General features: G+C 61.7%; 25 protein-coding genes and 1 pseudogene. 21 read left to right on the top strand and 5 right to left on the bottom strand.

Annotation, left to right across the window (positions count from 1 at the left end; genetic code table 11):
• Positions 1-477: LysR family transcriptional regulator (locus CP49_RS48130; protein ID WP_245310987.1), on the bottom strand; the 477-nt coding region annotated here is incomplete at its 3' end.
• Positions 478-670: 193 nt separating this feature from the next.
• Here CP49_RS48130 and CP49_RS32920 point away from each other — a divergent pair.
• From CP49_RS32920 to CP49_RS32900, 5 genes are read left to right on the top strand one after another with little or no spacing between them, the layout of a single operon-like run.
• Positions 671-2,722 carry an FUSC family protein gene (locus tag CP49_RS32920; RefSeq protein WP_057854291.1) on the top strand — a complete coding sequence of 684 codons (2,052 nt, stop codon included), beginning with the start codon at positions 671-673 and terminating at the stop codon, positions 2,720-2,722.
• Complete coding sequence (locus CP49_RS32915; RefSeq protein WP_057854290.1) at positions 2,719-2,928, top strand: DUF1656 domain-containing protein; 210 nt, start codon at positions 2,719-2,721, stop codon at positions 2,926-2,928. The genes CP49_RS32920 and CP49_RS32915 overlap by 4 nt, the downstream gene beginning before the upstream one ends.
• A complete protein-coding gene (locus CP49_RS32910) occupies positions 2,925-3,368 on the top strand; it encodes a DUF983 domain-containing protein (RefSeq protein WP_057854289.1) in 444 nt (147 codons plus the stop codon). Before CP49_RS32915 ends, CP49_RS32910 begins: the two co-directional genes overlap by 4 nt.
• A complete protein-coding gene (locus tag CP49_RS32905) occupies positions 3,365-4,339 on the top strand; it encodes an efflux RND transporter periplasmic adaptor subunit (RefSeq protein ID WP_057854288.1) in 975 nt (324 codons plus the stop codon). Before CP49_RS32910 ends, CP49_RS32905 begins: the two co-directional genes overlap by 4 nt.
• Before the next feature lie 45 nt (positions 4,340-4,384).
• On the top strand, positions 4,385-5,143 hold the full coding sequence (locus CP49_RS32900) for a sulfite exporter TauE/SafE family protein (protein WP_057854287.1): 759 nt from the start codon (positions 4,385-4,387) through the stop codon (positions 5,141-5,143).
• Between the two features lie 151 nt (positions 5,144-5,294).
• Here the strand turns inward: CP49_RS32900 and CP49_RS48125 are convergent, their stop codons facing one another.
• Positions 5,295-5,588 (bottom strand): hypothetical protein, encoded by a 294-nt coding sequence (locus CP49_RS48125; RefSeq protein ID WP_245310986.1) that lies wholly within the window; start codon positions 5,586-5,588, stop codon positions 5,295-5,297.
• A 449-nt stretch (positions 5,589-6,037) separates the two neighbouring features.
• Here CP49_RS48125 and CP49_RS32890 point away from each other — a divergent pair, with 449 nt between their 5' ends.
• Positions 6,038-6,268, top strand: a complete 231-nt coding sequence (locus tag CP49_RS32890) for a hypothetical protein (protein ID WP_057854285.1) — start codon at positions 6,038-6,040, stop codon at positions 6,266-6,268.
• A gap of 21 nt (positions 6,269-6,289) precedes the next feature.
• Complete coding sequence (locus CP49_RS32885) at positions 6,290-7,156, top strand: catalase (RefSeq protein ID WP_057854284.1); 867 nt, start codon at positions 6,290-6,292, stop codon at positions 7,154-7,156.
• 35 nt (positions 7,157-7,191) lie between these two features.
• Here CP49_RS32885 and CP49_RS32880 read toward each other — a convergent pair whose 3' ends face one another.
• On the bottom strand, positions 7,192-8,112 hold the full coding sequence (locus CP49_RS32880; protein ID WP_057854283.1) for a helix-turn-helix domain-containing protein: 921 nt from the start codon (positions 8,110-8,112) through the stop codon (positions 7,192-7,194).
• Positions 8,113-8,494: 382 nt separating this feature from the next.
• Between CP49_RS32880 and CP49_RS32875 the strand changes: the two genes are divergently transcribed.
• From CP49_RS32875 to CP49_RS32825, 10 genes are all read left to right on the top strand, one after another.
• Complete coding sequence (locus CP49_RS32875; RefSeq protein ID WP_057854312.1) at positions 8,495-9,445, top strand: helix-turn-helix domain-containing protein; 951 nt, start codon at positions 8,495-8,497, stop codon at positions 9,443-9,445.
• Between the two features lie 74 nt (positions 9,446-9,519).
• A complete protein-coding gene (locus tag CP49_RS32870; protein WP_057854282.1) occupies positions 9,520-10,182 on the top strand; it encodes an SDR family NAD(P)-dependent oxidoreductase in 663 nt (220 codons plus the stop codon).
• A gap of 549 nt (positions 10,183-10,731) precedes the next feature.
• Positions 10,732-11,949 carry an NAD(P)/FAD-dependent oxidoreductase gene (locus CP49_RS32860; protein WP_057854280.1) on the top strand — a complete coding sequence of 406 codons (1,218 nt, stop codon included), beginning with the start codon at positions 10,732-10,734 and terminating at the stop codon, positions 11,947-11,949.
• Positions 11,950-12,051: 102 nt separating this feature from the next.
• Positions 12,052-12,741 (top strand): isochorismatase family protein, encoded by a 690-nt coding sequence (locus CP49_RS32855; RefSeq protein WP_057854279.1) that lies wholly within the window; start codon positions 12,052-12,054, stop codon positions 12,739-12,741.
• A gap of 130 nt (positions 12,742-12,871) precedes the next feature.
• On the top strand, positions 12,872-13,822 hold the full coding sequence (locus CP49_RS32850; protein WP_057854278.1) for an MBL fold metallo-hydrolase: 951 nt from the start codon (positions 12,872-12,874) through the stop codon (positions 13,820-13,822).
• Between the two features lie 118 nt (positions 13,823-13,940).
• Positions 13,941-14,741: an acetoacetate decarboxylase gene (locus CP49_RS32845; protein WP_057854277.1), complete on the top strand. Its 801-nt coding sequence runs from the start codon at positions 13,941-13,943 to the stop codon at positions 14,739-14,741.
• Between the two features lie 32 nt (positions 14,742-14,773).
• Positions 14,774-15,952 (top strand): DUF3734 domain-containing protein, encoded by a 1,179-nt coding sequence (locus tag CP49_RS32840; protein ID WP_057854311.1) that lies wholly within the window; start codon positions 14,774-14,776, stop codon positions 15,950-15,952.
• Positions 15,953-15,995: 43 nt separating this feature from the next.
• Positions 15,996-16,778: a 3-hydroxybutyrate dehydrogenase gene (locus CP49_RS32835; RefSeq protein ID WP_057854276.1), complete on the top strand. Its 783-nt coding sequence runs from the start codon at positions 15,996-15,998 to the stop codon at positions 16,776-16,778.
• A gap of 6 nt (positions 16,779-16,784) precedes the next feature.
• Positions 16,785-17,825 carry an HlyD family secretion protein gene (locus CP49_RS32830; protein ID WP_057854275.1) on the top strand — a complete coding sequence of 347 codons (1,041 nt, stop codon included), beginning with the start codon at positions 16,785-16,787 and terminating at the stop codon, positions 17,823-17,825.
• Positions 17,822-19,480, top strand: a complete 1,659-nt coding sequence (locus CP49_RS32825; protein ID WP_057854274.1) for a DHA2 family efflux MFS transporter permease subunit — start codon at positions 17,822-17,824, stop codon at positions 19,478-19,480. The genes CP49_RS32830 and CP49_RS32825 overlap by 4 nt, the downstream gene beginning before the upstream one ends.
• Positions 19,481-19,792: 312 nt before the next feature.
• Here CP49_RS32825 and CP49_RS32820 read toward each other — a convergent pair whose 3' ends face one another.
• Both CP49_RS32820 and CP49_RS32815 read right to left on the bottom strand, forming a co-directional pair.
• A complete protein-coding gene (locus CP49_RS32820) occupies positions 19,793-21,391 on the bottom strand; it encodes a winged helix-turn-helix domain-containing tetratricopeptide repeat protein (RefSeq protein WP_057854273.1) in 1,599 nt (532 codons plus the stop codon).
• 94 nt (positions 21,392-21,485) lie between these two features.
• Entirely contained in the window at positions 21,486-23,402 is a 1,917-nt protein-coding gene (locus CP49_RS32815) for a winged helix-turn-helix domain-containing tetratricopeptide repeat protein (RefSeq protein ID WP_156438784.1), read from the bottom strand.
• Between CP49_RS32815 and CP49_RS32810 the strand changes: the two are divergent.
• From CP49_RS32810 to CP49_RS32800, 4 genes and pseudogenes are all read left to right on the top strand, one after another.
• Positions 23,326-24,057, top strand: a pseudogene (locus CP49_RS32810) (YiiX/YebB-like N1pC/P60 family cysteine hydrolase); the annotation flags it as partial. The gene CP49_RS32815 and the pseudogene CP49_RS32810 sit on opposite strands and share 77 nt — an antisense overlap.
• A 20-nt stretch (positions 24,058-24,077) precedes the next feature.
• Entirely contained in the window at positions 24,078-25,016 is a 939-nt protein-coding gene (locus CP49_RS32805) for a helix-turn-helix transcriptional regulator (RefSeq protein ID WP_057854270.1), read from the top strand.
• Between the two features lie 256 nt (positions 25,017-25,272).
• Positions 25,273-25,419 carry a hypothetical protein gene (locus CP49_RS45410; RefSeq protein WP_245310984.1) on the top strand — a complete coding sequence of 49 codons (147 nt, stop codon included), beginning with the start codon at positions 25,273-25,275 and terminating at the stop codon, positions 25,417-25,419.
• Positions 25,416-25,928, top strand: coding sequence for a hypothetical protein (locus tag CP49_RS32800; protein ID WP_057854269.1), 513 nt, complete (start codon positions 25,416-25,418; stop codon positions 25,926-25,928). Before CP49_RS45410 ends, CP49_RS32800 begins: the two co-directional genes overlap by 4 nt.
• Positions 25,929-26,823 lie beyond the last annotated feature (895 nt).

Here is a 26,823-nt window from a genome sequence, read left to right as displayed (position 1 = left end):
GGGGAGCCGTAACGCAACCAAACTCGAATCCGGCAACTCGCCGATGCGCACCGCGACGTCGATTTGCTCCTGAGCCAGACTCAACTTTTGATCGGTGGGGATCATTCTAACCTTGATATCCGGATAGGTCTTGAGGAAGTCCACGATGATCGGCATGAGAATGACACGCCCAAGGCCCAATGGGGTTGTCACAGCTAGTTCGCCTGTCGGTGCGGTATACTCACCGGACGCTGTACGCTCCGCTTCGGTCACATCAGTAAGAATGCGCTTGCAAGCCGCAAGGTAGGAAGCGCCTGTATCCGTCAGCACCAGCTGCCGGCTCGATCGGTTGAAGAGCTTCGTCCGCAGGTGAGACTCTAGCTCGGATATGTTGCGGCTAACTGTCGTGAGCGGCGTTTTCAATCGCCGCGCCGCCGCGGACAAGCTGCCCTGCTCGACCACGGTCAGAAAGGTCGACATTGCTTCCAGCCGATCCATCGAAATCCTCTTCCATAATTCGGAAGGATAGTTCTCGATTTTGCCATATCGCGGCAAATCTCGGAAGACCTTAGGTCTGGCTACGAGAGGGGTTGATCCAGGAGTCGACCATGAAGGACGTTTTTGATCTTGCCGCGTATTTCCGCAAAGCGCCGAGCCCGTTAACTGGCGAGGCTGGTGCGGGGAGATCGCCATGAACCAGCGATCGTCATTCCTGGTCAGGCACGCCGCGCTCATCTTTGCGCTGAAGACTTTTGCGGCGGCGATGCTGGCGTATTCGATCGCGGTCAGGCTGGATACGCCGCGGCCGTTCTGGGCGATGGCATCCGTCTTCATCACTTCCAGCCCGCTGACCGGGGCGACCTCGTCGAAGGCGGTCTATCGCATCCTGGGAACGCTGATAGGCGGGGCCGGGACGATCGTCCTCCTCCCGAACCTCGTGAATTCGCCCGAACTGCTCAGCCTTGGCATAGCGCTGTGGCTTGGCATCTTTCTGTATTTCGCGCTGATCGACGGCACGCCGCGCAGCTATGTGTTCATGTTGGCCGGCTATACCGTCGCACTCCTCGCGTTTCCCATCGTCTCGACGCCTGAATTGACTTTCGACATCGTGGTCTCGCGCGTGCAGGAGATCACGCTCGGAATCATCTGCGCAAGCGTCGTTTCAATGCTCGTGCTGCCGCAGAGCGTCGCCTCTGCAATCGCAGCACAAGCGGATAGCTGGCTTGCCGCTGCGCGCCGGCTTGGTGCGGATGTGCTGACCGGCAGCGGTAGCGAGCATGAGCGCGACAAGGAACGCATGCGCCTTGCCGCCGCGGCTTCCCAGATCGACGAGCTTTCCGCTCATCTCGGCTATGAGACCGCCGCTTCGGCAAATGCCGTGCGCGGCCTGCAGCTTCTGCGCCAACATATGCTGTCGCTGCTTCCATTGCTCGCCTCGATCGAGGACCAGAAGGCCGCGCTCAGCGCGCATGGCGGCATGCCGGCGGGCACAGCCGAGATCTGCGCAAGGGTTGCGCGCTGGCTGGGTGAGGGCAGCGCGGACAGCCAAGAAGCAGATTTGTTGAGCGCTGCGCTGGCTGAAGTCCAACCGGTGACCACGGATGGCGGCTGGACCGAGATCATGGCCGCCGGCCTCGTCACACAGCTGCGCCACGTCATCGGAACCGTTCAGGATTGTCTTACCCTGCGCAAGGCAATTGCCGACGGTCGCGATCCGGAGCAATTTCCGCTCGCTTTCACACGCGACACTTCGGGCGTTACCATCTCGCATCGAGACCACGGGCTTGCGCTCTGGTCGGCCGGAGCTGCGGCGCTTTCCGTGCTGGCCTGCTGCGCGTTCTGGATCGCGACCGGATGGGTCGATGGTGCGTCGGCTGCGCTGTTCGCCGCCGTCATTGGCGCCTTTCTCGCCAGCGTGGATGATCCCGTTCCGGCTTACCGCGACTCCTGCATGCTCGTCCTCATCTGCGTTGTAATAACCGGAATCTACACCTTCGGTGTGTTGCCGCGCATCACGACGATCGAGATGCTGGTTGCCGTCCTCATGCCGGTGTTCGTCCTGTTCGGCTGGATGGCTGCGCGGCCAGCGACCGCCCGCGTCGGCACCCTGCTTGGCATCTTCACTTCCGTGCAATTGGCGCTGCAACCGTCCTATTCGGCGAGCTTCGATTCGTTCGCCAACTCCAACATAGCGCTCGTGCTTGGCGTTGCGCTCGCGGGCGTCGTCTGTGGCATCGTTCGCTTCTTTGGTACGGGCTGGATCGCAAACCGGCTGCTCCGCAGCAACTGGACAACACTGGTTGCGGTCGCCGGGAATGGGGCGCGGCAAGATCGCGTTGCGGTCAGCAGTCTCATGCAGCATCGCCTGGCCCTGCTTGCCGCACGTGCTGCCGCGGTTCCCGCCGAGGCAAGGAGTGACGCCGCCAATCTTCGCCAGCTTCGGGCAGCGCTGAGCATCATCGATGTCAGGCAGGCGAGCTTTGGCCTGTCACGCCTCGCGAGAGCGTCGATCGAAGCGCTGCTCGCGCGTCTTGCCTCGGTTAGCCGGGTCAATATGGCCGGCCGGCTTCCGGTCGAGTTGCTCGCGCAGCTCGACGAGACGATCGCATTCACGTTGCAGGAACCGGCGGCCAAAGCCCGCGACGAGGCGCTCGTCGGGCTTACCGGGATTCGCTTCGGGCTTTTCCGCGAGGCGCCTGCGTATCAGACGCATGAGCCCGAGCAAGGGAGGATGGCAGCATGAAATATGAACTTGATCTGTTTGGTGTGCTCGTCCCGAGCCTGCTGCTCTGGAGCGTGCTGGCCTATGTGCTCGCGCGCATCATCAGCAAGCTCGTCGCGCGCGCCGGCCTGTACCGCCACGTCTGGCATGCAGCGTTGTTCGATTTCGCGATTTACGTCTGCCTGGTCGGCAGTCTGGTCCTCGCTTCCAAGGAGTTCTTCTCATGAACGCCCCTGTTTCGCTCCCGAAAGCCTTATGGCGCGGGTTCACGATGAAGTGCCCAAACTGCGGTCAGGGCCATCTGTTCGACCGCTTTCTGAAGGTGGTTGGCAGCTGCGAGGTTTGCGGCGAGGATTACACGCCACAACGCGCAGACGACCTTCCGGCCTATCTTGTGATCGCTGTCGTTGGCCACCTTGTCGTGCCGGCACTTCTTGCCGTCGAGATGGCCTATTCACCTCCCGTCTGGCTTCAATTGCTGATCTGGATACCCGTTACCGGGTTTGCGGCATTCTTTCTACTGCAGCCGGTGAAGGGGACAATTGTTGGCCTGCAATGGCAGACCGGCATGCACGGCTTCGAAGCCGCCAAGCGCCGCCGGGATCGAGAAACCCGCGATGGTGTCGCGCCCCTGCCGAACCTCGTCTCCAAGGAGTTGGTGTCATGAAAGCCGTTCTGAACTCGTTACGTCGCTTCTCACTCACCGGTGTCGTGGTGCTGGTCGCGCTTTGGGCCGGCTACAGATTGTGGGATTACTACATGGACGCGCCCTGGACCCGCGACGGCCACGTTCGGGCCGACGTGGTTCCGATTGCTCCCGACGTCTCCGGCTTCGTCATCGAGGTGCTCGTCAGGGACAACCAGCAGGTCCAGCGCGGGGATGTGTTGTTTCGGATCGATCGGGCGCGATATGACATCGCGCTGAAGCAGGCCGAGGCGGTGCTGCTGGGCAAACGCGCTATGCTCGACCAGGCCAACGCCGACCTGAAGCGTTATAGTGCACTGACGCCCGGCGTCGTGGTCTCCACGCAAAGGATGGACCAGGTCATCGCCATTCAGGGCTCGGCCCAGGCCGCCCATGACCAGGCCGTTGCGGACCTTGGTCTTGCCAAGCTCAACCTCGAGCGCAGCGAGGTGCACGCCTCCGTCAATGGCGTCGTCACCAATATGGAGCTGCGTCCGGGGACCTATCTCACTCCCGGCAAGGGGGTGATGGCGCTGCTTGATTCAGACACGCTGCGCGTCGAGGGCTATTTCGAGGAAACCAAGCTGCCGCGCATCCATCCCGGCGATGCCGTCAACGTGCGGCTGCTCGGCAGCAATCACATGTTGCCCGGAAGGGTGGAGAGCGTCGCAGCCGGCATCGAGGACCGCGATCGCAGCAATGGCGCAACGCTCCTTGCCAACGTCAATCCGACGTTCAACTGGGTACGGCTCGCCCAACGCGTGCCGGTCCGGATCGCGCTCGACAGCACCGGGCGAAACGAACTCGTTGCCGGAGCCACCGCGACTGTCGAGGTGCTTGGTTCGGCGCCGCGCGAGGTCCGCAACGATGCCCAGGACAAGCCAAAAACTTCTCAGCGGCTTGCATGCCTAGCGGTGCAAGCTGCGCTCGGGCCCTCGTCTTTGTGCAACTGACGATCGGTCGGGGTATCATGGAATAGCGATAGTGGAGACGAGAGCATGGAGCTGACGGCCACTACGGTCCTGATTGCCTTTGCCGGCGTCTTCCTGATCTGCTTCATGAAGGGCGCATTCGGCGGCGGATTCGCCATCATTGGCATACCGCTGCTGTCGATCGTGATGGATCCGGTAACCGCCGGCGGCCTTCTCGCGCCTTTGTTCATCGCGATGGATCTGTTCGCATTGCGCTATTGGAAGCCTTCGACGTGGTCGAAGCCTGATCTGATGCTGCTGTTGCCAGGGCTGGTGATCGGCATCGGGCTCGGATACCTGTTGTTCCGCCTCCTCGACCACCGCGCCATCGCGATTGTAATGGCGCTCGTCACCTTGATCTTTGTAGGCCTGTGGTTTGCCAGAGGCGGAACCGTGACGATACAGCCGCGATCCAAACCAAAGGCGCTTGCCGCCGGATTAGCCTCCGGCGTAACCACAATGGTTGCGCATTCAGGGGGATCGCCGCTCGCGATGTATCTGCTGCCGCTCGGGCTCCGCAAGGAAATTTACGCGGGAACGACGAGTCTGTTCTTCACCATCGGCAATGCGATCAAGGCGGTGCCGTGGCTGCTGCTGGTGAAGCCGGGTGCCAACGTCTGGATATTGATGGCTGCTTGCTCGCTCGCCATTCCCGCCGGCGTGTGGCTGGGTTGGCGGCTTCACGGGAGGCTGGATCAGCGCCAGATTTACCGGGCGTGCTACGGATTGCTGGTCGTGACGGCGTTGAAATTATTGTGGGACGGTGTTTCCGGCTATCTCGGGTAAACTCGGACCGCGGGGACTGATCGTTTGTAGAGAGCGTCACCGGCCGCGGGATCACTAGCACGGTTTCTGAGGCGACCTGCGGCAAAGAAGCCCGCCCAAGGAAGGGCGGGCCTAAGTTACTTGATGTCCATCACGGGAAGGACAGCCTCAATTACTGTCGGTCTATGACAACCTTGTTACAAGCCTCCCGGATGCCCAGATCTGCGGCGCGTTCTTCGCGCTCCTTCTTGATGAACTCCCGTTCCCGTCGTTCGAACGCGGCCAGTTCATTTTGCGCCGCCGCCATAAAGCGGTCGCGCGGTGTGATTGCCAATTGCGTGTGTCCCGTCATTCCGCACCCGTCGATTGCCCGCGCCCGCCCAACGTAATCTAAACCATGGAACCCGGAAAGGTTCGAGGCCGCAATTTTGCGGATGTATGAATGGGTGTTCGCTCGGTGGAACACGCTTTCACTCTTCGTTCGCGTTTCGGATCGTCTAGGGGCCCCATCCCTCAATCCAACCAAGTTCAACTCTCCGCTCTTACAAGCGCGTTCACCCTGGGATGGCAGGCTCTGGGACTCTGAGCCAAGTCCACTCATCCCCAACAACGGAATTGCAACTCGCCGGCTCGACGTCCGCTTTGAGCCGGCAGCCAATAACGGAGGCCGAGCGGCCGGTCCGATCGCCGCTCGTTTGCACTCGGGCGACGATACGGACTCTCCCTTGCCGCGCTGGCTTCGGATGCCGGTCTGTCGCGCTTCCATTTCAGCTGCGCAGCGCACCCCGAGCGATTGGCGGAGGCGCAGGCGTTAGCAGCAATCGCTCTACAGGTAGGGCAATCGCTCTGGCGCAACTGCGCCTCCGACCCGCTAGATCATCACCGTGCCCACATCCAATCGGACGGAGAAGAAAGATGATCTGGAAAACCATCGTCATACCGATCGCACTGGATTCTGCGCGCTGGTCCGCTGTGTCTGTTTTTGCCCGCAAGGCGGCTGAGACAATCTCCGATTTCACCGGCGTCGTTCAAAACCTGGTTCTGGACATAAGCGACTGCTACCGGCCCGAGTTGCACTACATGCGTGGCCCCGGCCCGAAATGGCGTGCCAAGCATCAGCGCCCTTTGGCTAAGATTCGATTCTGAAGCTGTTGCGCCGGAGCTGCCGTGACAGTTCGTTCACCAAAACTACGCGCGAGCTTTGCGAAGGGCCGATGCGTCCGCGGCACGTATATCCCCTCGGATCGGGCGGAGGAGATTACGAGGTCCCTGAGCTTCACGAGGCCATCACGCGTGCTGGCGCGCTTCTCGGTGGGCGACGGCAATCCCAAAGCGGCGGATGCCGACAATTTTGTACTGCGCGGCTTCAGTTTCAGGCTCGGGGAAATTGACCAGCGCTCGAACATTCTCACGCAAAGCGCGCCGGTTCACGATGCGAGGACGCTCGAAGCGATGCTGGCTTTCCCAAAGGCACGCATTCCCGGACCGAATGGCAAGCCGAATGCGAAGAAGATCAAGGCGTTCTCCTCCGCCAATCCCGAAACGTTGCGCAGGGCGAAATATCTCGCCGAGCAGCCGCTGCGAGGGAGTTTTGCCCGCACGACCTATTGGGGCGTGCACGCCTTTCCTGCGGTGAACGCAAAAGGCGAGACACGGTTCATCAAGTTCAAGGTCGAGCCGGTGGGCACAGCAGTTACGCCGACCGCGGACGAAGCCAGGGCAACGTCCGCTGACTTCCTGAAACACGACCTCGATCTGCGGATCGCGGCACGCGATGTCCGCTTCAGCGTGATGGCGCTGCTCGGCTGTCCCAGCGACCCGGTCATGGATGTGACCGTCCGATGGCCGGATGAGGACACACGCGAAGCGGTGCGGCTGGGCACGATCGTCATCACCGGTGTTGAAGCGGACGAGGCGTGCGATGAGCCGGTCTTCAATCCGGCAAATCTCGCCGAAGGCATCGGCTATCCACCGGACGAGATATTTGCGGCGCGCTGCGCCACCTACGCCATCTCACAGCCAACGGCGCGCTGACCGGACAAGGCTCCTATCATGCTCCCGATCACGTTTCACCTTCCGCTATGCTTCTCGCGGCGCCATGTGCCCGGGCTAACGCCGACTGCGAACGAAAAAACCCGCGTAAAATGGCTTTGATTGGCAAAGCCGGCGGACATCGCAATCTCGGACAGCGGCAGGTCACGAACGGCCATCAACTGCTTGGCCGCCTTGACGCGCTGCCGAAGCAACCACTGGTGCGGCGGCAGACCGGTGGACACGCGGAACGCGCGCGAGAAATAGCTGACCGAGAGATCGAGCTCGGCCGCGACCTGTTGCAATGAAAGCGTTCCTCCGAGGTCCGATTCGAGCCTTTCGCAAGCGCGCTTCATCTGCCACGGCGCAAGACCGCCGCGGGCCAGCTCAGTGCCTGGACGCAGCCCGCCATAGGCCTGGGCGACGTGCGCGGTGAGCGCGAGCATCATGTGGTCGATGAAGAGCTGATTGGTCTCGTCCGGCCGACGCAACCCTTGCTGCAGCGACGCCCCGATATGACGGATGACCGTGTCGTCATGGCCGACGCCGAGTTCACAGGCGATCTCACCGACACGTGGCGTGCGGGACTGCTCCGTAAGGCCGTCGAGCGCCGAGCGCGGCAGATAGAAAAACAGGGAGTGGAACGGCTTGTCGATCACGTAGCGGGGATCGCGCTTGAGATCGTACAGATAGGTTGCGCCCGCCGGGACATCCCTCTTCATCAGGCACTTGCCGTTCTCCCAGAGTTCGCACTCCGGGAAATCGCGAAGTTTGAGGCTGACAAGAAAGGCATCCTCCGCGGAGAACGAGCCGGAAAGACCCGGCACGGGGTTGTCATCCCGCGTTTCGGTGACCACGAGTTCGACGCTGCGCAGTGAACGCGTGATCAGCGAGGGCGGCGCATCCTTCAGGTGCAAGACCTGCCCGAGCCTTTGTCCGAAGGCGCCGGTCTGTGTCATGTGAGGTCTCATCCGTGGATTGGACCCGGCAGGTCAACGTAGCCCGCAGGGGGTCGTGTCCATTATCGGGGATCAGCGAACGGGCGTCCAGTTTTGCCATTGAACTTCACCGTGTCAGTTCCGTGACACAAAGCTTGATTGGCTTGCGCGAATGTCAGCACTGCTGACCGTCTACTGCTCAACAGGAAGAGCGGCTTGTTCGACAGCAGCCTTCGGCGCCGTTGCCTGCATACGATTTTTGAGGGCACGCGGGCACATCTGATGATGGCTAGAGCAGGATTAGACCAAGTACGGAGGATTTAGAAAAGACGCCACACCGATACACGACTAGAATGCGCGTCGAAGTTCAATCAAGGTGCCCCTCAACGACGAGGACGGGTTCATGAGCAACCCACGCTTGCGAGATACTTCGCAGGATCAACCAGATATTTCCCAGGCACAGCAGCGCGATTTGCCGATCGGCGAGCGTCCTCACGCCGATGCGGAAATGACGCGCGTGCTCAAGACGGCGCCGCTTCGCGTGGCTGCCGACCCATCCAACGGCGTGATCACCTTCTGGAGGCATGATCCCCTGCACGACGTCGTCAAGCCGATGGCCGATCATGTCATCATGGCTTTCCCCGCCGAGCCAGTACGGTTCGAGCGCCGCGACGGGAAAGCGTTTGTGAAGGGAATGACGCGTCCCGGGACCGTGACGATCATTCCGGCCGGTTCAAGCTCACGATGGGATATCTATCAGCCTTTGAGCGTCCTTCAGCTCTACCTCCCGCAGACCACACTGGAGCGCGTAGGCCACGAAGTCGGGACAGCTGCTCCCAGCGACCTCGTAGAGCAAACTGCGCATCCCGACCCCATTACATCCCGATTGCTGCTGAGTGCGGCCGACGCCCTGGAAGGCAGTGCGGCGCTGGATGCGCTGTTCAGACACCAATTGACGGATCTTCTGGCCACGCGCCTGCTCGCGGCGTATGCCGGCTCGCCGGCAAGATTCCAGCCGGTGATGGGCGGGCTGTCGCCCAAGGTGCTGGGTCGCGCAATCGAACGCCTGCGTTCGGACGGCGATGCGGACGTATCGCTCGCCGCGCTGGCTGCGGATGCAGGCCTGTCGCGCTTCCACTTCTGCCGCGCCTTCAAGGAAAGCACCGGGCTCTCGCCGCACGCCTGGCTACGCCAGCACCGGCTCGAGCAGGCCATGCACATGCTACGTGACCCCGACGTGTCCGTCGTCTCGGTCGCAGCCGCGCTCGGCTATTCCTCCCAAACCGCCTTCGCCGCGGCGTTCAGAAAGCTGACCGGTGAAACTCCGAGCGATTGGCGAAGACGCATGCGGTGAACACCCCCTTGGTGGGTGATGTCGGCAACGATGACATGACCGATCTCAAGTGCAGCATCGAGAGGTAACAGGCGATGAAGACATTCCTCAGCATCGGAGCGGGCCCGGGAATGGGCTTCGCGACCGCCGAACGCTTTGCCAAAGAGGGTTTTCAGGTGGTTTTGGCCGCTCGGAGCGTCGCCAAGACGCAGGAGCTGGTCGAAAGACTGACAAGAAACGGGTACAGCGCCAGCGTTCGCAAGGTGGACTCGAGCGATCCGAAGAGCGTTGCGGAACTGGTCGCCGATGTTCAGAAGCAGCATGGCTCAATCGACGTCTTGCACTACAACGCCGCATCCATGCGCAAGGCGACCCTCTCTGAGCAGCCGCGCGACAGCTTCAACGATGATCTCGCCGTCAACATCGGAGGCGCGCTCGTCGCCGCTCAGGCGGTCGCTCCGAAGATGGAAAAGCAAAGCTCCGGCGCAATCCTGTTGACGGGAGGCGGTTTCGCACTCGCTCCCAGCCCGGACTATCTTTCGATCAGCATCGGCAAGGCCGGTCTTCGCGCTTTGGCTCACGGACTCTTCGAGCCGTTCCGGGACAAGGGAATTCACGTCGCGACAGTGACCGTCTGCACCCTCGTTTCTCCAGGATCGAAGGAGGCCTCATCGGTCGCCGAACACTTCTGGAATTTGTACAGCCAGCCGAGGGATTCCTGGACCGTAGAAGCGAACTACGCCCCCGCGAGCGCATAGGGGTCAGAACCGGGAGTCTGGGCAGAAACGCGTGCGTTAGCAGCAATCGCTCTACAGGTACGGCAATCGCTCTGGGGCAGCAGCAGAGGAGATCAATTAGACCATCACGGTGCCCACGAACACCGACGGGGACCGACAATGACCTGGAAAACCTTCGCCAACCGACTTGCAATCGCATCGCGACGGCGCGGCCTTGCCACTGCTGCCATATACGGACTTTCGCTGGCCGTCCGCTTCACCTCAGCAGCGGGCGAGGAGGTGGAAATCCCGGTGCAGAGGGCCCATCCCGTGTCCTCCATTATGACCCAGGATCACGCTTCGCTGCCCTATCGGCACTGGGACCGGCCCCCTGCTCAGCCAATTGTCTTTCGCCAAGGCTGGCGGCTGAATTCTTCGATCTCAGCGCCGGCACTGCCGGGATGCCTCGCGCCATAGCGAGCTGACGCCTTCGTTTCACGCCTTCGTGTCGTCGTCGATCGCTGCCCTCGATGAAGGGCAGCGGCGGTCGCGCGCGGACATTTGGAAGTCCAAACCACAGGAGCAAATCACATGCGACTAATCATCATCGGCGCCGGCTTCGCTGGCATGTACGCGGCCCTCTCCGCAGCGCGCCTGCGTGACATCCAGGGCGTTTCGCCAGAAGAGCTCGAGATCTCGCTGGTTGCGCCAGAGCCGACGCTCGTTGTTCGTCCGCGGCTTTACGAGCCGAAGCCGGAAACCCTGACGGCACCGCTGCTGGATGTCCTCAAGGCGATCGATGTCGACTACGTGCAGGGCAGCGCCGAGACGATCGACACCAAGGCCCGCGCGGTGCAGATCGCAACTGCCAAGGGCACGCGAAAGACACTCTCCTACGACCGGCTGGTCGTGGCCACCGGTAGCCGGCTGTTCCGCCCGAACATTCCCGGCCTTGCCGAGCACTGCTTCAGTGTCGACTCGCTGGCTGACGCGATCGCCCTCGACAAGCACCTGCACAGTCTCCCCGACCGGCCGGCCATGAACGGACGCGACACGGTCGTCGTTGTCGGCGGCGGCTTCACCGGCATCGAGGCGGCGACCGAGATGCCCTCGCGACTTCGCGAAATCCTCGGCAAGGATGCCAAGGCGCGCGTTATCATCGTCGATCGAAACAAAGCGATCGCGCCTGATATGGGCGAAGGCCCCCGCCCCGTGATCGAGAACGCCCTGGGCAAGCTCGGCGTGGAGACTAGGCTCGGCGCCGGCATCGCCTCGCTCGACGAAGCCGGCGTCACGCTCTCCAGCGGCGAACACATCGAAACCGAGACCGTGATCTGGGCGGCCGGCATTCGCGCCGCGCCGTTGACCCAGCAGGTCCCCGCCGAGCGCGACAATTTTGGCCGGCTGATGGTCGACCGCGATTTGCGCGTGCCGGGAGTGGACGGCGTCTTCGCCACCGGCGACGCCGCGCGCGCGGCCAGTGACGATATCGGCAACTACGCGCTGATGTCGTGCCAGCACGCCACGCGGATGGGCGCCTTTGCCGGCAACAACGCCGCCGCCGAACTGCTTGGCGTTCCGACCAGGCCCTATCACCAGGAGGGCTACGTCACCTGTCTCGATCTCGGCGAAGCCGGCGCGCTGTTCACGCGTGGCTGGGAGCGCGAGGTGTCGATGGTCGGCGACGTCGCCAAGAAGACCAAGCAGGAGATCAACACCGTCTGGATCTATCCGCCGAAGGCAGAGCGTGCTGCTGCGCTCGCCTCGGCCGATCCGGAGCGTGTGACCGATGTGACTGGCTTCTTCTAAAGCCTCACGCGAAACGGCCGCGCTCCCAGGAAAGGAGCGCGGTCCGCCCAAGACCGAGCGCAGATGAAACGGATAGTCCGCAACACTCAACAGGAGCACAAAATGACACATATTCTCCACAGCGGTGGTGGCCAGGCCTTGATGAATGTCGACGACACGGCCTTGCTGTTGCTCGATCACCAATCGGGTCTATTCCAAACGGTCAAGGACATTACCGTCGCCGAGTTGCGGGCCAATGTCATGGCGCTGACTCGGATCGCCAATCTTCTGAATGTCCCGATCATTACGACGGCTTCCGTCCCCGACGGACCTAACGGCCCGATCATGCCGGAGATCGCCAAGCTGGCGCCGCAGGCCATCTACGCGCCGCGGCAGGGTGAGGTGAATGCTTGGGACAACGATCTTTTCGTCAAGGCAGTTCGGCAGACGGGAAAGAAGACACTCATCATGGCCGGCGTCTGGACCAGCGTGTGCGTGATGTTTCCTGCGCTCGATGCCAAGGCCGCCGGTTTCAACGTGTACGCGGTGATGGATGCATCAGGCGATCCTACCGTGATGACGTCTCAGACGACGCTTGCCCGTTTTGTGCAATCCGGGATCGTGCCGACCAGCACCAACGCCGTGATCAGCGAACTGCACCGCACCTGGCGTCGTCCAGAAGCGGCAGACATCGCTGACATCTATACGGTCGCCACACCGAACTATCGGGCCGTGATGGAAAGCTACGACCGCGCAAAGAGCGTGGGTGCCGCACAGAAGGAAGCTGCAAAACAACTGGAGCCTCAACTCTAACGGCACGCATGGTCGGCGACATCGCCGGTCACCGACGTGCAGTAAGTCATGCGACAGAGCTGCGCTTCAGGCGCCGGAGCGCGGCCCTCCCAGCAGAGGGCGCCGAGATCGAGCATAGGAGTTCTCAAACATGAATCAGATCATCCATAACACTCAGAAGGCAAACCTGCGCCCGGACAACATCTCAAACCCCGGTCGGCCGGGACCCGAAGAGTTGGTGCCGTCGCGCTACGCGCTGAAGATCGGCGAGATTGACGTGCTGGTGGTCAGCGATGGGGTGCTATTGCTACCAGGTGCGATGGTGGCCTACAACGCCGAGCCGGCCGTCCGGGCGGCTTGGCTGCACGACATGTTCCTGCCGCCGGACGCGTTCGATTGGGCGCTGAACGTGGTCTTGGTGCGCAGCGGCGGTCGGACCATCCTCATCGACGCCGGGATGGGCGCGGAGTTCCCGGACTTGCCGAAGTCCGGGCGACTGGGCCTGCGACTGGAGGCCGCCGGCATCGATCTCGCATCCGTGACCGACGTGGTGCTTACCCACATGCACATGGACCACATTGGCGGGCTGCTCGTCGACGGGGTGAAGGAGCAGCTGCGTCCTGACCTGCGGATCCACGTGGCGGCCGCCGAGGTCAAGTTCTGGGAGGCGCCCGATTTCTCCCACGTCTCCATGCCGCCGGGGTTCCCGGACGCGCTTCGGTCGTCCGCCAAGCGGTTTGTGAAGGAATACCACAGCCAGCTGCGGACGTTCGAGGACGAATACGAGGTGGCGCCGGGGGTGGTCGTCACTCGCACCGGCGGCCACACCCCCGGGCATAGCGTGGTCCGCGTGGCGTCCGGTGGCGATCGGCTGACGTTCGCCGGCGACCTCGTGTTCCAGGGCGGGTTCGAACACCCCGACTGGTACAACGGCTTCGAACACGACCCCGAGGAGGCGACCCGCGTTCGGGTCCGTCTTTTGCGGGAACTGGCGGGGACCGGCGAGCTGCTGGTGGCCACTCACCTGCCGTTCCCGTCGGTCTGCCATGTGGCGGTCGCCGGCGACGCCTTTCGTTGCGTACCGGTCAACTGGGACTACTGACCGCTTGTCGGGTTAGGCCGAACCAGAGCGCGTAGTAAGCGCTTCGTATGATACGGGCCGCGTTATCCGCGTCGGAGCGCGGCCCGCTCACCCAAAATCCTTTTGGAGCTCGACCTCGATGAAACACGAGACCGTGCGCGCGAGCGCGTTCGCCATGCCGCTGACGAACCCGGCCTTTCCCGCCGGCCCCTACCGCTTCGTCAACCGCGAATACTTCATCATCCAGTACCGGACCGATCCGGAAGCGCTGCGCCGGGTGATGCCAGAGCCGCTCGAAATCACCGAGCCGGTCGTGAATTACGAATTCATCCGCATGCCGGACTCAACGGGCTTTGGCGACTACACCGAAAGCGGTCAGGTCATTCCGGTATCCTACAAGGGTCAGGCCGGCAGCTTCGTCCACCAGATGTTTCTGAATGATCATCCGCCGATCGCCGGCGGGCGCGAACTGTGGGGCTTTCCCAAGAAGCTTGCGCAGCCAAAGCTCGCCGTCGAGATCGACACGTTGGTCGGCACCTTGAACTACGGCTCGGTGCGCATCGCGACCGGCACTATGGGCTACAAGCACCGCGCCCTCGATATATCAGTCGAAACCCGGAAGCTCGCCGCCCCCAATTTCCTGATCAAGATCATCCCGCATGTCGACGGTACCGCCCGCATCTGCGAACTGGTGCGCTTCCATTGCGAGGATATCACGGTGAAGGGCGCCTGGACCGGGCCCGCTGCGCTTGACCTCTACTCGCATGCCCTGGCGCCCGTCGCCGAGCTGCCGGTCCTTCAAGTCTTGTCGGCCAAGCACATCGTAGCTGACCTGACCCTCGGGCTCGGCACCGTGGTCCACGACTATCTGGCACCGGGCGCGCCGGTGCGACGTCGTGCGTCGGAGTCTGAAATCTTGATCGAAGCAAACGCCGGCTGAACGGATCAGCCACCATGCAGGGAGTTTTGGCAATGTTGAACGTGATACGCGAGCAAGGAAGTCCCGTGCCGCAGCAGCGCAGCAAGGCGCTGCCCTACGATGTCGTCGCTCTAGTGCTGCAGGGCGGCGGCGCGCTCGGCGCGTATCAGGCTGGCGTCTATGAGGGCCTGCACGAGGCCGGCATCCGGCCGAACTGGCTAGCCGGCATTTCGATCGGCGCGCTCAACGCCGCCATCATCGCGGGCTCCCCTGCAGAAGCGCGCGTCGCACGGCTACGCGAGTTCTGGGAAACGATCTGCGCTCATTCGATAGAGTGGCCCGCCGGCGAAGGGCTGGCCAATGCCCTGCCCTTCGCGTTCGACATCAACTCGGTGCGCAATGCGATGGCGGCGACGCGGGCGCTGGTGCAGGGCCAGCCCGGCTTCTTCAAGCCGCGCTTCCCCTCGCCGCTCTGGTCGCCGTTCTCGGGAGATGCCGCAACCAGCTTCTACGACACGGCACCGCTGCACCAGACGCTGGAGCGGCTTGTCGACTTCGACCGCCTGAACTCGGGCGAAGTGCGCGTCAGCGTCGGCGCGGTCAACGTCCGCACCGGCAATTTGACCTATTTCGATACCGCCGAACGCCGGCTGGGACCGAAGCACTTTATGGCTTCCGGCGCGTTGCCGCCGGGATTCCCCGCCGTCGAGATTGAAGGCGACCACTACTGGGATGGCGGTGTGGTTTCGAACACGCCGCTTTCCCGGGTGCTGTCCGGAGAGCCGCGCGACACCCTGACATTCCAGATCGATCTCTGGTCGGCCAAGGGCCGCGTACCCTACGACATGACGGAAGTGTCGAGCCGCCAGAAGGACATCCAGTATTCGAGCCGTACGCGCGCCATTACAGACCACATGACGCGGATGCAGAAAATGCGTCAGGCGCTGCAGCGGACGATGGAGGAACTGCCGGAAAGCGCAAAAGCGAAGCCGGAAATCCGTGCCATCGCCGATCTGGCCCGGCATCGCTCCTACAACATCATCCACCTGATCTATCAGACCAAGCTCCACGAGGGCCATTCCAGGGACTACGAGTTCGGGCTCAGCGCCATGCGCGCGCATTGGCAGAGCGGACTCGAAGACATCCGCCGCACGCTGGCCGATCCGTCGCGGCTCGACCCGCCGGCACCCGAGCTCGGCATGGTCACACACGACGTCCATCGCCGCGACTAATCCCGCGACGGGTTCGTCTCTCAAAACATCGAAAGGAATTCCCATGTTGAAGGGCAAGGTAGCGATCGTAACCGGATCGACCAGCGGTATCGGACTCGGGATTGCGAAGGAGCTGGCAAAGGCCGGCGCCGATCTAGTCCTGAACGGCTTTGGCGACGCGAGCGAGATCGAACAAATCCGCAGCGGCATCGAACGCGACCATGGCGTGCGCGTCGCCTATGACGGCGCCGACATGTCAAACGGCGATGCAGTGCGCAACTTGATAGGGAGGACGGTCGAGAAATTCGGACGCCTCGATATCCTCGTCAACAATGCCGGCATCCAGTTCACTGCGCCGGTGGACGAATTTCCCGCGGCCAGGTGGGATGCGATCCTGGCAATCAACCTGTCGGCCGCGTTCCACGGCATTGCCGCCGCGGTCCCGCAGATGAAGAAGCAGCACTGGGGACGGATCGTCAACATCGCCTCCGCGCACGGCCTCGTCGCTTCGACGCACAAGGCAGCCTACGTCGCGGCCAAGCATGGCATGGTCGGCCTGACAAAGGTAGTCGGCCTCGAGATGGCCGGCTGCGGCGTGACCTGCAATGCGGTCTGCCCCGGCTGGGTGCGAACGCCGCTGGTGGAGAAGCAGATCAGCGACATCGCCGCGCAAAAAGGCATCAGCCAAAAGGAAGCAACCAACGAACTGCTCGCCGAGAAGCAGCCATCACTGGATTTTGCTTCGCCGGAGCAACTTGGCGGCACCGTCGCCTTCCTGTGCTCTGCTGCGGCAGACCAGATCACGGGCACGGCCATCTCTGTCGACGGCGGCTGGACCGCGAGGTAGCCAACCATGAACATCCCCTCGCCAAAAAAGAAGAAGATGGTCGGCCTGCTGCTATGCCTCAGCGCCCTGGTGGTCGTGGCTGCGGGGTGGACCTGGGCTCATTCGCGCGGTGAGGAGTCGACCGACAACGCCTATATCCGCGGCGACGTCACCTCGCTCGCGCCAAAGGTTGCAGGCTACGTCATGACCCTCGAGGTCGAGGACAACCAGACCGTCCGGGCGGGTGACGTCCTGTTCCGGATCGACGATCGCGACTACCGCGCCAAGCTTGCGCAGGCAGCGGCCAACGTCGAAGCCGCGCAAGCCCGTCTCACCAATGTCGATGCGGACATCCAACTGCAGCATGCGTTGATCCGGCAGGCCGAAGCCCAGAAGCGTTCGAACGTGGCGGAGATGACGCTGGCGACCAAGGCCTCCGATCGCCGCCGCGAACTGATCCGCACCAGCGCCGTCAGCCAGGCCTCGGTCGACGAAAGCGACGCGGCCCTGGCGAGAGCGGAGGCAGGCGTATCGGCGGCGTCGGCAACTGTGGAGGCGCAGCGGCAACGGGTCGCCGTGCTCGCCACGCAGCGCGAAGCTGCCGTCGCTGCCCTGGCGCAGGCAAGGGCCGCGCGCGATCTCGCCCAGATCGATCTCGACCACACCATCGTGCATGCGCCCGTCGACGGAGTGATCGGCAACCGCCAGGTTCGCGTTGGCCGGCTGGTCGCGCCGGGCGCGGCCTTGCTCGATATCGTTCCCGTGAACGATGTCTGGGTGGTCGCGAACTTCAAGGAAACGCAGATCGAGCATATCCGGTCCGGTCAACATGCTCGCATCACCGTCGACGGCTATCCGAACCAGGTGTTTGACGGCGTGGTGGACAGTTTTGCGCCCGGCAGCGGCTCTGCCTTCACCATGCTCCCCGTAGATAATGCGACAGGAAACTTCATTCGCGTCGTTCAGCGCGTACCGGTAAAAATCCGATTTGCCGGCAATCCGTTGCGCGGCCGCATCGTGCCCGGCCTGTCTGCACGGGTCGAGATCGATCTGGGACGCGGCTCATGACCACGGCCATCGCCGCCACGCCGGACCGCGACAAACCCGCGACCGGTTACCTTCTGGTCGCGGGCGTTGTACTTGCCACGTTGACGGAGGCGATCGCCGGCACCGTCCTGGCGCTCGGCCGCGGCCACATTGGCGGCGACGCCCACGCATCTCCTGACGAGGCCGCCTGGCTCGACATCGGATACACCAGCTTGAAGTTGATCGGGTTCATGGTCGCGCCCTGGCTGATGACCCGCATCACTCCGCACCGCCTGATCATCGGCGCGACGCTGGTCATGGGCACGGCATGCGGCATTGCCGCCATCACCACCCGGCTGGACCTGCTGATCACGCTGCGCGTCATACAGGGTTTCTCCGGCGGCGCCTTGCTCATCGGCGGCCAGGCGATCATCTTCCTCGCCTATCCACTATCCCGCCAACCGGTCCTTCAAGCCCTGTTTGCGATGGGATCTGTCGTCGCCCCCGCGACGATCGCCCCCGCTCTGCAGGGGCAGTTGATCGACAGCCAATCCTGGGCATGGATTTTCTTCAGCATTGTTCCGATCGCTCTGGCAGCTGCGGGAATTATGCTAATCGCGGACGGTCCGAAGTCCGCGGTGACCGCGCGCCGTCCGTTTGACTGGATCGGCTTTGCGCTGATCTCCGTCGCTCTCTTCTGCCTCACCTATGTCTTCAGCCAGGGCAGCCGATGGAACTGGTTCGATGAACCTCGCATCGTTTGGCTGACGGTGACTGGCGCAGCCGCACTGCTGGCATTTCTCGGCCAACAGGTGATGGCCAAAGGCCGGGGCCTGCTCGATTTCACCTTGTTCCGGTCGGAAGATTTTTGCTTCGCCTTCATTGTCAGCTTCGTCGCCGGCGCCGCATTGTTCGGGAGCGCGTTCCTGATTCCGGCGTTCGCCGTATCCGTTCTCGCGTTCACGCCGACCGACGCCGGCCAGCTTCTGTTGCCAAGCGGGGCGCTCTTCATCGGCTCGCTCCTGATGGCCGCCTACCTCATGCAGGCCCGCGGCGTTCCGCCGGTCGCCACAGTGCCGTTCGGAATCCTGATGATCATGGTTGCGATGTGGATGCTGTCCGGATCGACCAGCGAAAGCGGCTCCCACGACATGATGGCGGCCATCCTGCTGCGCGGGTTTGGCCTCGGGTTCCTGTTCCTGTCGATCACGTTGATCGCTTTCAGCAACCTGAACGACCGCAACCGCGCATCGGGCATAGGACTGTTCAATGCCGGTCGCCAGCTTGGTGGTCTCATCGGAGTAGGCCTGCTCCAGAGAATGATCGACCAAAACGTCGCTGGCAATATCGCCGTGCTCGGCGCCAGCGTCACCGCTGGCGTTCCCGCGGTCAGCGAGCGGCTGGCGGCGACGACGGCCATGCTCGCAGCAAGGGGGATGGACGCGCTCGCCGCGGGCTGGGCCGCCACCAGCCTGCTGGGCCGGGCCGTCGCCGGTCAGTCCACCGTGATCGCCTTCGACACGGCGTTCAATGCCGTCGCCCTGCTCTTTGTATTCGCCGCGCCAGTGCTGGTCACCGTCAAAATCGGACTGCACCAGTACACAAAAATCCGCGCTTTGCAGTTGCCCCAAGCCAGCGAACCGCAGGTTACGGACATCGCGATCTCTGTCGAGCAGCCGGACCGCACAGCGGCCTGACACAAATGAGCCATTGTTGACAAAAACGGAGGAATACCATGAAGGCATCTTCGCTCTAGATGATTACAACCGGTTGCTTCATCGCCCTGACATCGGCCGCGCAGGCGCGATCGGCTTATGATGGATCTTGGGGCCTCGTCTTCGTGAGAGGCGCCTGCGAACCCAGCTACAACTTCACCGTCAATGTTTCCGATGGAATTGTATCGCGTCGGCGCTATGCTAGGGTACATGCGTGACTGACGGCTCTGCCGGGTCATCTGTGGGAATCGCTGACCTCCGGAGCATCGAGACGGAAGCAGTCGGCCATCTTTGTTAGGGCGGTAGTCCGGATGCTTGAAGTGCTTTCGATATCAGATCCCGTGTCGCGGCTGAACGCGAACGGAATACTTCACCGGAGTGAGATACACGAAAGTCGGGGCGGAGCTTCAAAAGGTGCGCCGCTGCGTCCCGCGCGTCATCAATCCGACCCGCGCCGATACTGTTGATGATCAGAGCTCCCAGTGAATGCGCCTCAGCGTGGAGCTGAGCCGCTTTCGCTGCCCACTCACACCCTTCCACATAGCGCCCCAGGCAAAAGAGCGCGAATGCTATTCCAATCCATGCATATCGTCGATTTGGATCGAGTGGATCCAGTCTTAGCAGCCGATCGAAGCTCTCTATGGCTGTTTCGGGTTCGTCGCACATCAACGCGACCCAGCCTCGCGAAAGCCAAACAAAGGCATGGTTGGCGTTGAGAGCCACGGCCTCTGTTGTCATGGATGATCCGCGATCATAGTTGCGCCCAATATAAGTGAGGACGTGTCCCGCTTGTGCTAACGGAACAGCGTCGTCGGCCGCCAGATTTGCTGCAGAGTTAGCAAGCCTGATTGCTTCAGAGCGCTCCTCTGCCGAGAGAGCAATTCCGCTGATCGCCTGCTGCGTGTTGTACGTCAACGCCAGATTGGCATAGGCCCTGGCGTTCTCAGGGTCCTTTTCGATAGCTTTTTTATGCAACGCGCGAGCTTCTTCGAAAGAGCCTGTTCGCTGAAGCGCCAGTCCGCGTAAATAAAGATCATAGCTGTCCAGTCGATCTGTGGGTTTTCGTTTGACTCGCTGGATTTCGGCCCGCTCAACAGCGGGAGCAATTAACCCAACGACAGCCGCCGTTACCTGGTCCTGCAAGCTGAATATGTCTTCGATCGCTCCGTCGAATTTGTCAGCCCAAAGATGGTTGTTGGTCGCCGCGTCGATAAGTTGCCCGGTAATCCGAACTCGGTTACCAGCCCTTCGCACGCTTCCTTCCAGAACGTACCGCACACCGAGTTGGCGGCCTACCTGTTTGATGTCGACGGGCTTGCCCTTATAAGTGAAGGATGAATTGCGAGCGATGACGAACAGCGACTTGAAGCGAGTCAGCGCGGTGATGATGTCTTCTACTATGCCGTCGGCGAAATATTCCTGTTCCGGGTCACCGCTCATATTCTGAAACGGCAATACCGCGATAGATGGCTTGTCGGGCAACGCTAAGGGTTCGGGGGCGGCGTTCAGAAGCGGCTGGCCGGCAGTGTGTGGCTGTTCGAGTGCCCCCGTAAGAGCCGGCGCGCTCTCTTCCCTGATCGCCCATTTACCGAGGAGACGATAACCCCGCCCGAATGCCGTCTTCAGCAACCCACGATCAGGCCCAAAGGCCTTCCGGATCGCGGATATGTGGAACTGCAGCGTATTTTCCTCGACGACTGCTCCCGGCCAGATACGACCCATCAGGTCGTACTTGTTGATCGTGTCACCTGCGGCCTCAACCAAGACCCCAATGATTTCAAAGGCGCGACTGCCTATGGGGACCGGGGCGCCACGCAATCGGAGTTCCCGCCGCGCGAGATCAATCTCCCAGTCCTGGTAGGCGTACACCGGCTTTAGGTGCTGCTCAGGCACGTCGCACGCTCGACCCAATAGGGCATTTCTCAGAATTGCTCAGCGCTGCTTCCTTCTGCTCTTTCGGGGATGGAATCGGGAGCAAGCGGTGCAGTCACTCCGGCAACCCGGCTCTTCGCAGGCCTTCCTCGGCTACCGCGAAGTCCTTCGGTTGGACCAGCAGCCAGTCGTGGAGCGTGCCAATGCGTAGCGTGGGATCGAGCCGACGCACGTGGTGCATGGCTTTTCGCGCTTCTTCCTCGCGCCCTGCCAGCGCATGGCTTGCGGCCATAAAGGCCGCTACCCGCAGGACATTCGGTACCTCCCGCCATGCCATCTCTAAACAGGCGACAGCCGCATCAAATCGCCCGGAATACAAATGTCCCATCGCGATTCCGGTCTGCATTTGAAATGTCTCCGGATCCAGCGGACTGAGGCGCATGGCACGCGTGAAATATTCGATCGCACTATCATGTCTGCCGAGGGAAATTCGCTGGTACCCGCCGAGGTACCAGATCGTCGAGAGATTGGGATTGAGCACCATGGCCCTGTCGACATAAGTGGCGCAACAGTCGAGGTCTCCACCAAAATGAGGCCATGCGTGTCCGCCTCTGGTCAGAGCGACCGCGTCATTCTTTCCCAGCGTCACGGCGAGTCGGCACAATCGCGCGGCCTCGTTGCCGTCTGCCTCGCGATCGTTGAGCCAACGATTCATCTTACGCCAGTAGTAGCACCACGCCGCCATTCCATATGCGGAGGCGAACTCCGCATCGAGCTCGATCGCCTTGTAGAATAGAGGCAATGCCTCATCGAGGCCGGCCCTGCTCGCAAGGTGAAACTTGGTCAATCCACGCAAGTAATAGTCATAGGCGTGGAGGCTTTCGGTCGGCTTTCGGCTCGCACGCTCGATTTCGGCAAGCTCAAGCTGCGGCGCGATCGCACAGACGACGCCTGCGGCGACCGTCTCCTGCAGCTCAAAGATGTCGTCGAGGGTGCCTTCGAAACGCTCGGCCCATAGATGCACGCCATGGGTCGCATCAATGAGCTGCCCGGTGATGCGCACCCTTGTCGCCGCCTTGCGCACGCTGCCTTCAAGCACATATCGCACGCCCAACTCGCGCCCGACCTGTCGGACATCCACGGCCTTGCCCTTGTATGTGAAGCTCGAATTCCGAGCGATGACGAACAGCCAGCGCATCCGCGACAAGGCCAAGATGATGTCCTCAACCACACCATCGGCGAAGTACTCCTGCTCGGGATCACCGCTCAGGTTCTGGAACGGCAGGACAGCAACCGAGGGCTTGTCAGGAAGAGACAACTCCTCGCTCTCATTCGAGCCGGCCTGCTCCGTGTTTCGGACGATGACGCTACCGGGCCTTCTTGCCTCAACCTCGCCCACGGCAGCGGCACGGCCGATCAGTTCGGACACCACAGCGGGCAGATTGCTTAGAAGCGGCCGGTCGGCGGTGTGTGGCTGTTCGAATGCATCCGTACGGGCCGGCGCGCTCTCTTCCCTGATCACCCATTTGCCGAGCAGACAATAACCCCGCCCGAATGCCGTCTTCAGCATCCCACGATCAGGCCCAAAGGCCTTCCGGACCGCAGATATGTGGAATTGCAGCGTATTTTCCTCGACCACTGCTCCCGGCCAGACACGTCCCATCAGGTCGTACTTGTCGATTGGATCACCTGCGGCCTCAACCAAAACCACAATGATTTCAAAGGCGCGGCTGCCTATGGGGACCGGCGCGCCACGCAATCGGAGTTCCCGCCGCGCGAGATCAATCTCCCAGCCTTGGTAGGCGTACACCGGCTTTAGGAGCTGTTCAGGCACATCGCACCCACGACCCAATAGGTATTTCTCAGAATTTCTCAGCACTGCTCCAAGGAATGACGCGCTTGGCCAGCGTACACCTCTCTGCGGAAACCGACACCAAAAAGATAGGGAACGCGTCATGGGCTGGATGTTCGATAATGTCGGACGTTTGACTGCCCGGTTGCAGAAGCCGGCCAGCCACTGTGAGCCACTCACTCCAAACTATTTGACCGCCTTACGCGACACCCTCCAACCCGGTGATGTCTTGCTGGTCGAGGGCAAAGGCCGTATTTCCGGCATCATCAAGTATCTCACTCAATCGACTTGGTCGCATTCGGCGTTGTATGTCGGGCCGATAGCGGGCGCCGTAACCGACGGCGAGCCCCACGTCCTGATCGAAGCCAATATCGACGAAGGCGTCGTGTCGGCGCCGCTGTCGAAATATCTGCATTGTCAAACCCGCATCTGCCGACCAGTGGACCTAAGCAAAGCGGACTGCGGAGAGGTCTGCCGCTACGCCTCCGAACGCATTGGCCTCGGCTACGATTTCAAGAACGTAATCGACCTCATGCGTTATCTCTTCCCATGGCCGGTGACGCAGCGTGGGCACCGCCGAACGATCGCGCTCGGCTCCGGCGATGCCGGCCGTATCATCTGTTCTTCGCTGATCGCGCAAGCATTCGACGCCGTGCGTTACCCGATCCTGCCCAAGCTCACTCGCGTCGAGAGCCCGACGTCGCAGCGCGAAATCGCCGAGATCCGTCACCCGTCACTTTACGTGCCCGGCGACTTCGATATGTCGCCTTACTTCATGGTGGTGAAGCCCATGCTCGCGTGTGGCTTCAATTACAAAGACATGCATTGGGCTGATCTTCCTCAGGGAGTGCGCTGATGTTGCGCGATCCTTTGGAGGCTTTGCTAGTCGCGCCTAGGGCGCACCAGGGCGATTTGCCGATCGCCGACCGACGTCCTGCCGATGTGGAGATGGCGCGCGTCCTCAAGACCACACCGCTTCGCATGGCCTCGGACCCGCCCAGTGGCGCCATCGCCTATTGGGAGCATGGAGCTCTGCACGATGTGGTCGAGCCCATGGCTGAGCACGTCGTCATGGCTTACCCCGTCGGCTCTCAGCGGCTGGAGCGGCGCACCGGGAAATCAGTTGCGATTGGAACGGCGCGCCCCGGAGTTGTGACGGTCATTCCGACCGGCTCGACCTCCCGCTGGGACATTCACCAACCCATGAATGTCGTTCAACTCTATCTTCCGCAGGCAACGCTCGAGCGCATTGCAGGCGAAGCCGACAAGATCGCACCGGGCGATCTCCTCGAGCGAACGGCACATCCCGACCTCACGACATCCCGGCTGCTCCTGAGTGCGGCGGATGTCCTCGACGGCCGTGAGCTCCTGGACGCCCTGTTCAGGCAGCAGCTGACGGTTCTCCTCGCCACGCGGCTCTTGGCTGCACACACCGGCTCGTCAACCACGTTCCAGCCGACCTTGGGCGGGTTATCGCCGAAGGCGCTGCGCCGCGCCATCGAACGCTTGCGCTCGGACAGCGATGCGGATGTCTCTCTCGCTGCCCTGGCTTCGGATGCCGGCCTGTCGCGCTTCCACTTCTGCCGTGCCTTCAAGGAAAGCACCGGGCTTTCACCTCATGCCTGGCTGCGCCAGCACCGGCTTGAGCAGGCCATGAACATGCTGCGCGACACTGACGCATCAGTCGTGTCGGTCGCCGCCGCGCTTGGCTATTCCTCCCAAACCGCCTTCGCTGCCGCGTTCAGGAAGCTGACCAGCGAGACCCCGAGCAATTGGCGACGGCGCGCCCGATAACAGCAATTTCTCTACAAGTAAGTCAATCGCTCTGGGGCAGCGGCACACATGGTGCGGTAGAAATCGTCGTGCTCACGGCAAGTACACGGAGGCGAGCAATGGCCTGGAACAACGCGATCAGCCGGCTTGCGAACACCTCGCGGCGGAAAGTACTCGCTGCCACGCTCATGTACGCGATTTCGCTACCATTCGCTTCGCTTCGGCGGCTAGCAAAGAAACCGAGGTTTTGACTTCTCCTACTCAACGGATGGATCCTATGACCACAGTCACCAAAGGTGGCGTCCAGATCTTCTGCAAGGACCGGGGGCCGAAGTCCGCCCAGCCCATTGTTTTTCATCGCGGCTGGCTGCTGAGCTCCGATAACTGGGGGATCCAGATGCTCTTGTTCGGGGGCGCATCATGATACTGGGTATGAGCTTGGCGACGTTCACGATGGTCCACGTGATCATCAGCCTGATTGCAGTCGTGGCGGGCTTGGTCGTGATGTTCGGGATGCTCGGCTCGAAGCGGATGCCGGGCCTCACTGCGATCTTTCTTGTATTTACTATCCTGAACAGCGCTTCAGGGTTTCTGATTCCAGCACTGCTGTTCGAGAAGCCGTTGCCTTCCCACATGATAGGCATTCTCTCGCTGGCTCTGCTGGCGATCGCCTGTTTTGCGCTCTACGGCAGGAAGCTCGCCGGTGCCTGGCGCTGGATCTACGCGCTAACCGCGCTGGTCTCGCTTTATCTCAACGTATTCGTGCTGGTGATCCAGTCCTTCCTGAAAGTGCCGGCGCTGCATGCGCTGGCGCCAAGCGTGCCGCCGGCCGAACTGCCGTTCGCCATCGTCCAGGGCATCGTGCTGGTATTCTTCGTCGTCGTGATCATCGGCGTGATCCGGCGATACCGACCGACGCCAACATACGCTTGACTTAACGTTGGCGAGAACTCCGGTTTCGGGGTGTCGATGAATCCAATGCTCGCAACGGCAGCGAGAATACTGTCGGTAGATTGGGCTGATGCGCACAAGTAGCGGCGAGTGGGGAAATGGCGTCACGACGCTTCTAAGCGCCCCGCACGTATCAGACGTTATGACATCAGTGGCTCAAGGCCCACCTAGGGTGGGCCTCGTTCCATAACGGCCCATTTTGCGAAAACACACCTCAGCGGGGCGGCGTAACGGTCACGGATGAGTACGAGCCCCACCGATTTGTACGCTGGGCTACGCTGCTGCCCTATCGTACTGAAATCGCGCTTTTGCTTTTCGCGGCCCTGGTTCAAATAAAGCTGCGAGGACGACAAGAGCAAACGCTGGACGCACGTTGGAGACGCCGGTGACAAAGTTTGAAGAACAAGCTGCGACGCAAGCGCCTCGCTGCGCTTGCCACAGATTGAAAACAAGAGCTGTAGGTGACCGCCCTTATGGGAAGTGCCGGAACAGGTGTCGCGCCACCTGAACGAGTTTCGTCAACCGAAGACGCGTGAAATTCAACTAGGGAGATGTGCGCAGAACTTTTCGATGTGAGTAACGATGTGGGGGAAAAATCGCGAAAACACCTTTCGTATCAATGGCTTATGCCTTTGGTGCGCTCGGAGGGCGGTCGCATTTGCTGCGATTTCAATGGCTTAGAAAAGTGGGTAAATGGATTAGGTGCTTTTCCCGCCTAAAAGTGCCTTTAAAGGCTGCCGCCCAAACCAGGCTCCGGCAGCATATCGCGAGTCGGCTATCCCGTCGTCAGCACTAACTTGCATGGCAACGGTTTGGCGAGACCGGCATCGACTTCGTGAAAGAGCGCCGTCACCTGCCGTCAGGGTGAACCGGACGG

The organism is Bradyrhizobium valentinum, assembly GCF_001440405.1.
GTDB lineage: Bacteria > Pseudomonadota > Alphaproteobacteria > Rhizobiales > Xanthobacteraceae > Bradyrhizobium > Bradyrhizobium valentinum.
The sequence above is the reverse complement of the archived record's forward strand: the minus strand, read 5'-3'. Positions and strand labels throughout refer to the sequence as shown.

What these genes read in the sequence shown, in the direction of transcription:
- CP49_RS32850 (WP_057854278.1), top strand. Translation starts at nt 12,872, where the DNA reads ATGAATCAGATCATCCATAACACTCAGAAGGCAAACCTGCGCCCGGAC.
- CP49_RS32800 (WP_057854269.1), top strand. Translation starts at nt 25,416, where the DNA reads ATGATACTGGGTATGAGCTTGGCGACGTTCACGATGGTCCACGTGATC.
- CP49_RS45410 (WP_245310984.1), top strand. Translation starts at nt 25,273, where the DNA reads ATGACCACAGTCACCAAAGGTGGCGTCCAGATCTTCTGCAAGGACCGG.
- CP49_RS32905 (WP_057854288.1), top strand. Translation starts at nt 3,365, where the DNA reads ATGAAAGCCGTTCTGAACTCGTTACGTCGCTTCTCACTCACCGGTGTC.
- CP49_RS32860 (WP_057854280.1), top strand. Translation starts at nt 10,732, where the DNA reads ATGCGACTAATCATCATCGGCGCCGGCTTCGCTGGCATGTACGCGGCC.
- CP49_RS32875 (WP_057854312.1), top strand. Translation starts at nt 8,495, where the DNA reads ATGAGCAACCCACGCTTGCGAGATACTTCGCAGGATCAACCAGATATT.
- CP49_RS32825 (WP_057854274.1), top strand. Translation starts at nt 17,822, where the DNA reads ATGACCACGGCCATCGCCGCCACGCCGGACCGCGACAAACCCGCGACC.
- CP49_RS32890 (WP_057854285.1), top strand. Translation starts at nt 6,038, where the DNA reads ATGATCTGGAAAACCATCGTCATACCGATCGCACTGGATTCTGCGCGC.
- CP49_RS32880 (WP_057854283.1), bottom strand. Translation starts at nt 8,112, where the DNA reads ATGACACAGACCGGCGCCTTCGGACAAAGGCTCGGGCAGGTCTTGCAC.
- CP49_RS32835 (WP_057854276.1), top strand. Translation starts at nt 15,996, where the DNA reads ATGTTGAAGGGCAAGGTAGCGATCGTAACCGGATCGACCAGCGGTATC.
- CP49_RS32855 (WP_057854279.1), top strand. Translation starts at nt 12,052, where the DNA reads ATGACACATATTCTCCACAGCGGTGGTGGCCAGGCCTTGATGAATGTC.
- CP49_RS32840 (WP_057854311.1), top strand. Translation starts at nt 14,774, where the DNA reads ATGTTGAACGTGATACGCGAGCAAGGAAGTCCCGTGCCGCAGCAGCGC.
- CP49_RS32920 (WP_057854291.1), top strand. Translation starts at nt 671, where the DNA reads ATGAACCAGCGATCGTCATTCCTGGTCAGGCACGCCGCGCTCATCTTT.
- CP49_RS32845 (WP_057854277.1), top strand. Translation starts at nt 13,941, where the DNA reads ATGAAACACGAGACCGTGCGCGCGAGCGCGTTCGCCATGCCGCTGACG.
- CP49_RS32910 (WP_057854289.1), top strand. Translation starts at nt 2,925, where the DNA reads ATGAACGCCCCTGTTTCGCTCCCGAAAGCCTTATGGCGCGGGTTCACG.
- CP49_RS32830 (WP_057854275.1), top strand. Translation starts at nt 16,785, where the DNA reads ATGAACATCCCCTCGCCAAAAAAGAAGAAGATGGTCGGCCTGCTGCTA.
- CP49_RS32805 (WP_057854270.1), top strand. Translation starts at nt 24,078, where the DNA reads ATGTTGCGCGATCCTTTGGAGGCTTTGCTAGTCGCGCCTAGGGCGCAC.
- CP49_RS32915 (WP_057854290.1), top strand. Translation starts at nt 2,719, where the DNA reads ATGAAATATGAACTTGATCTGTTTGGTGTGCTCGTCCCGAGCCTGCTG.
- CP49_RS32900 (WP_057854287.1), top strand. Translation starts at nt 4,385, where the DNA reads ATGGAGCTGACGGCCACTACGGTCCTGATTGCCTTTGCCGGCGTCTTC.
- CP49_RS32870 (WP_057854282.1), top strand. Translation starts at nt 9,520, where the DNA reads ATGAAGACATTCCTCAGCATCGGAGCGGGCCCGGGAATGGGCTTCGCG.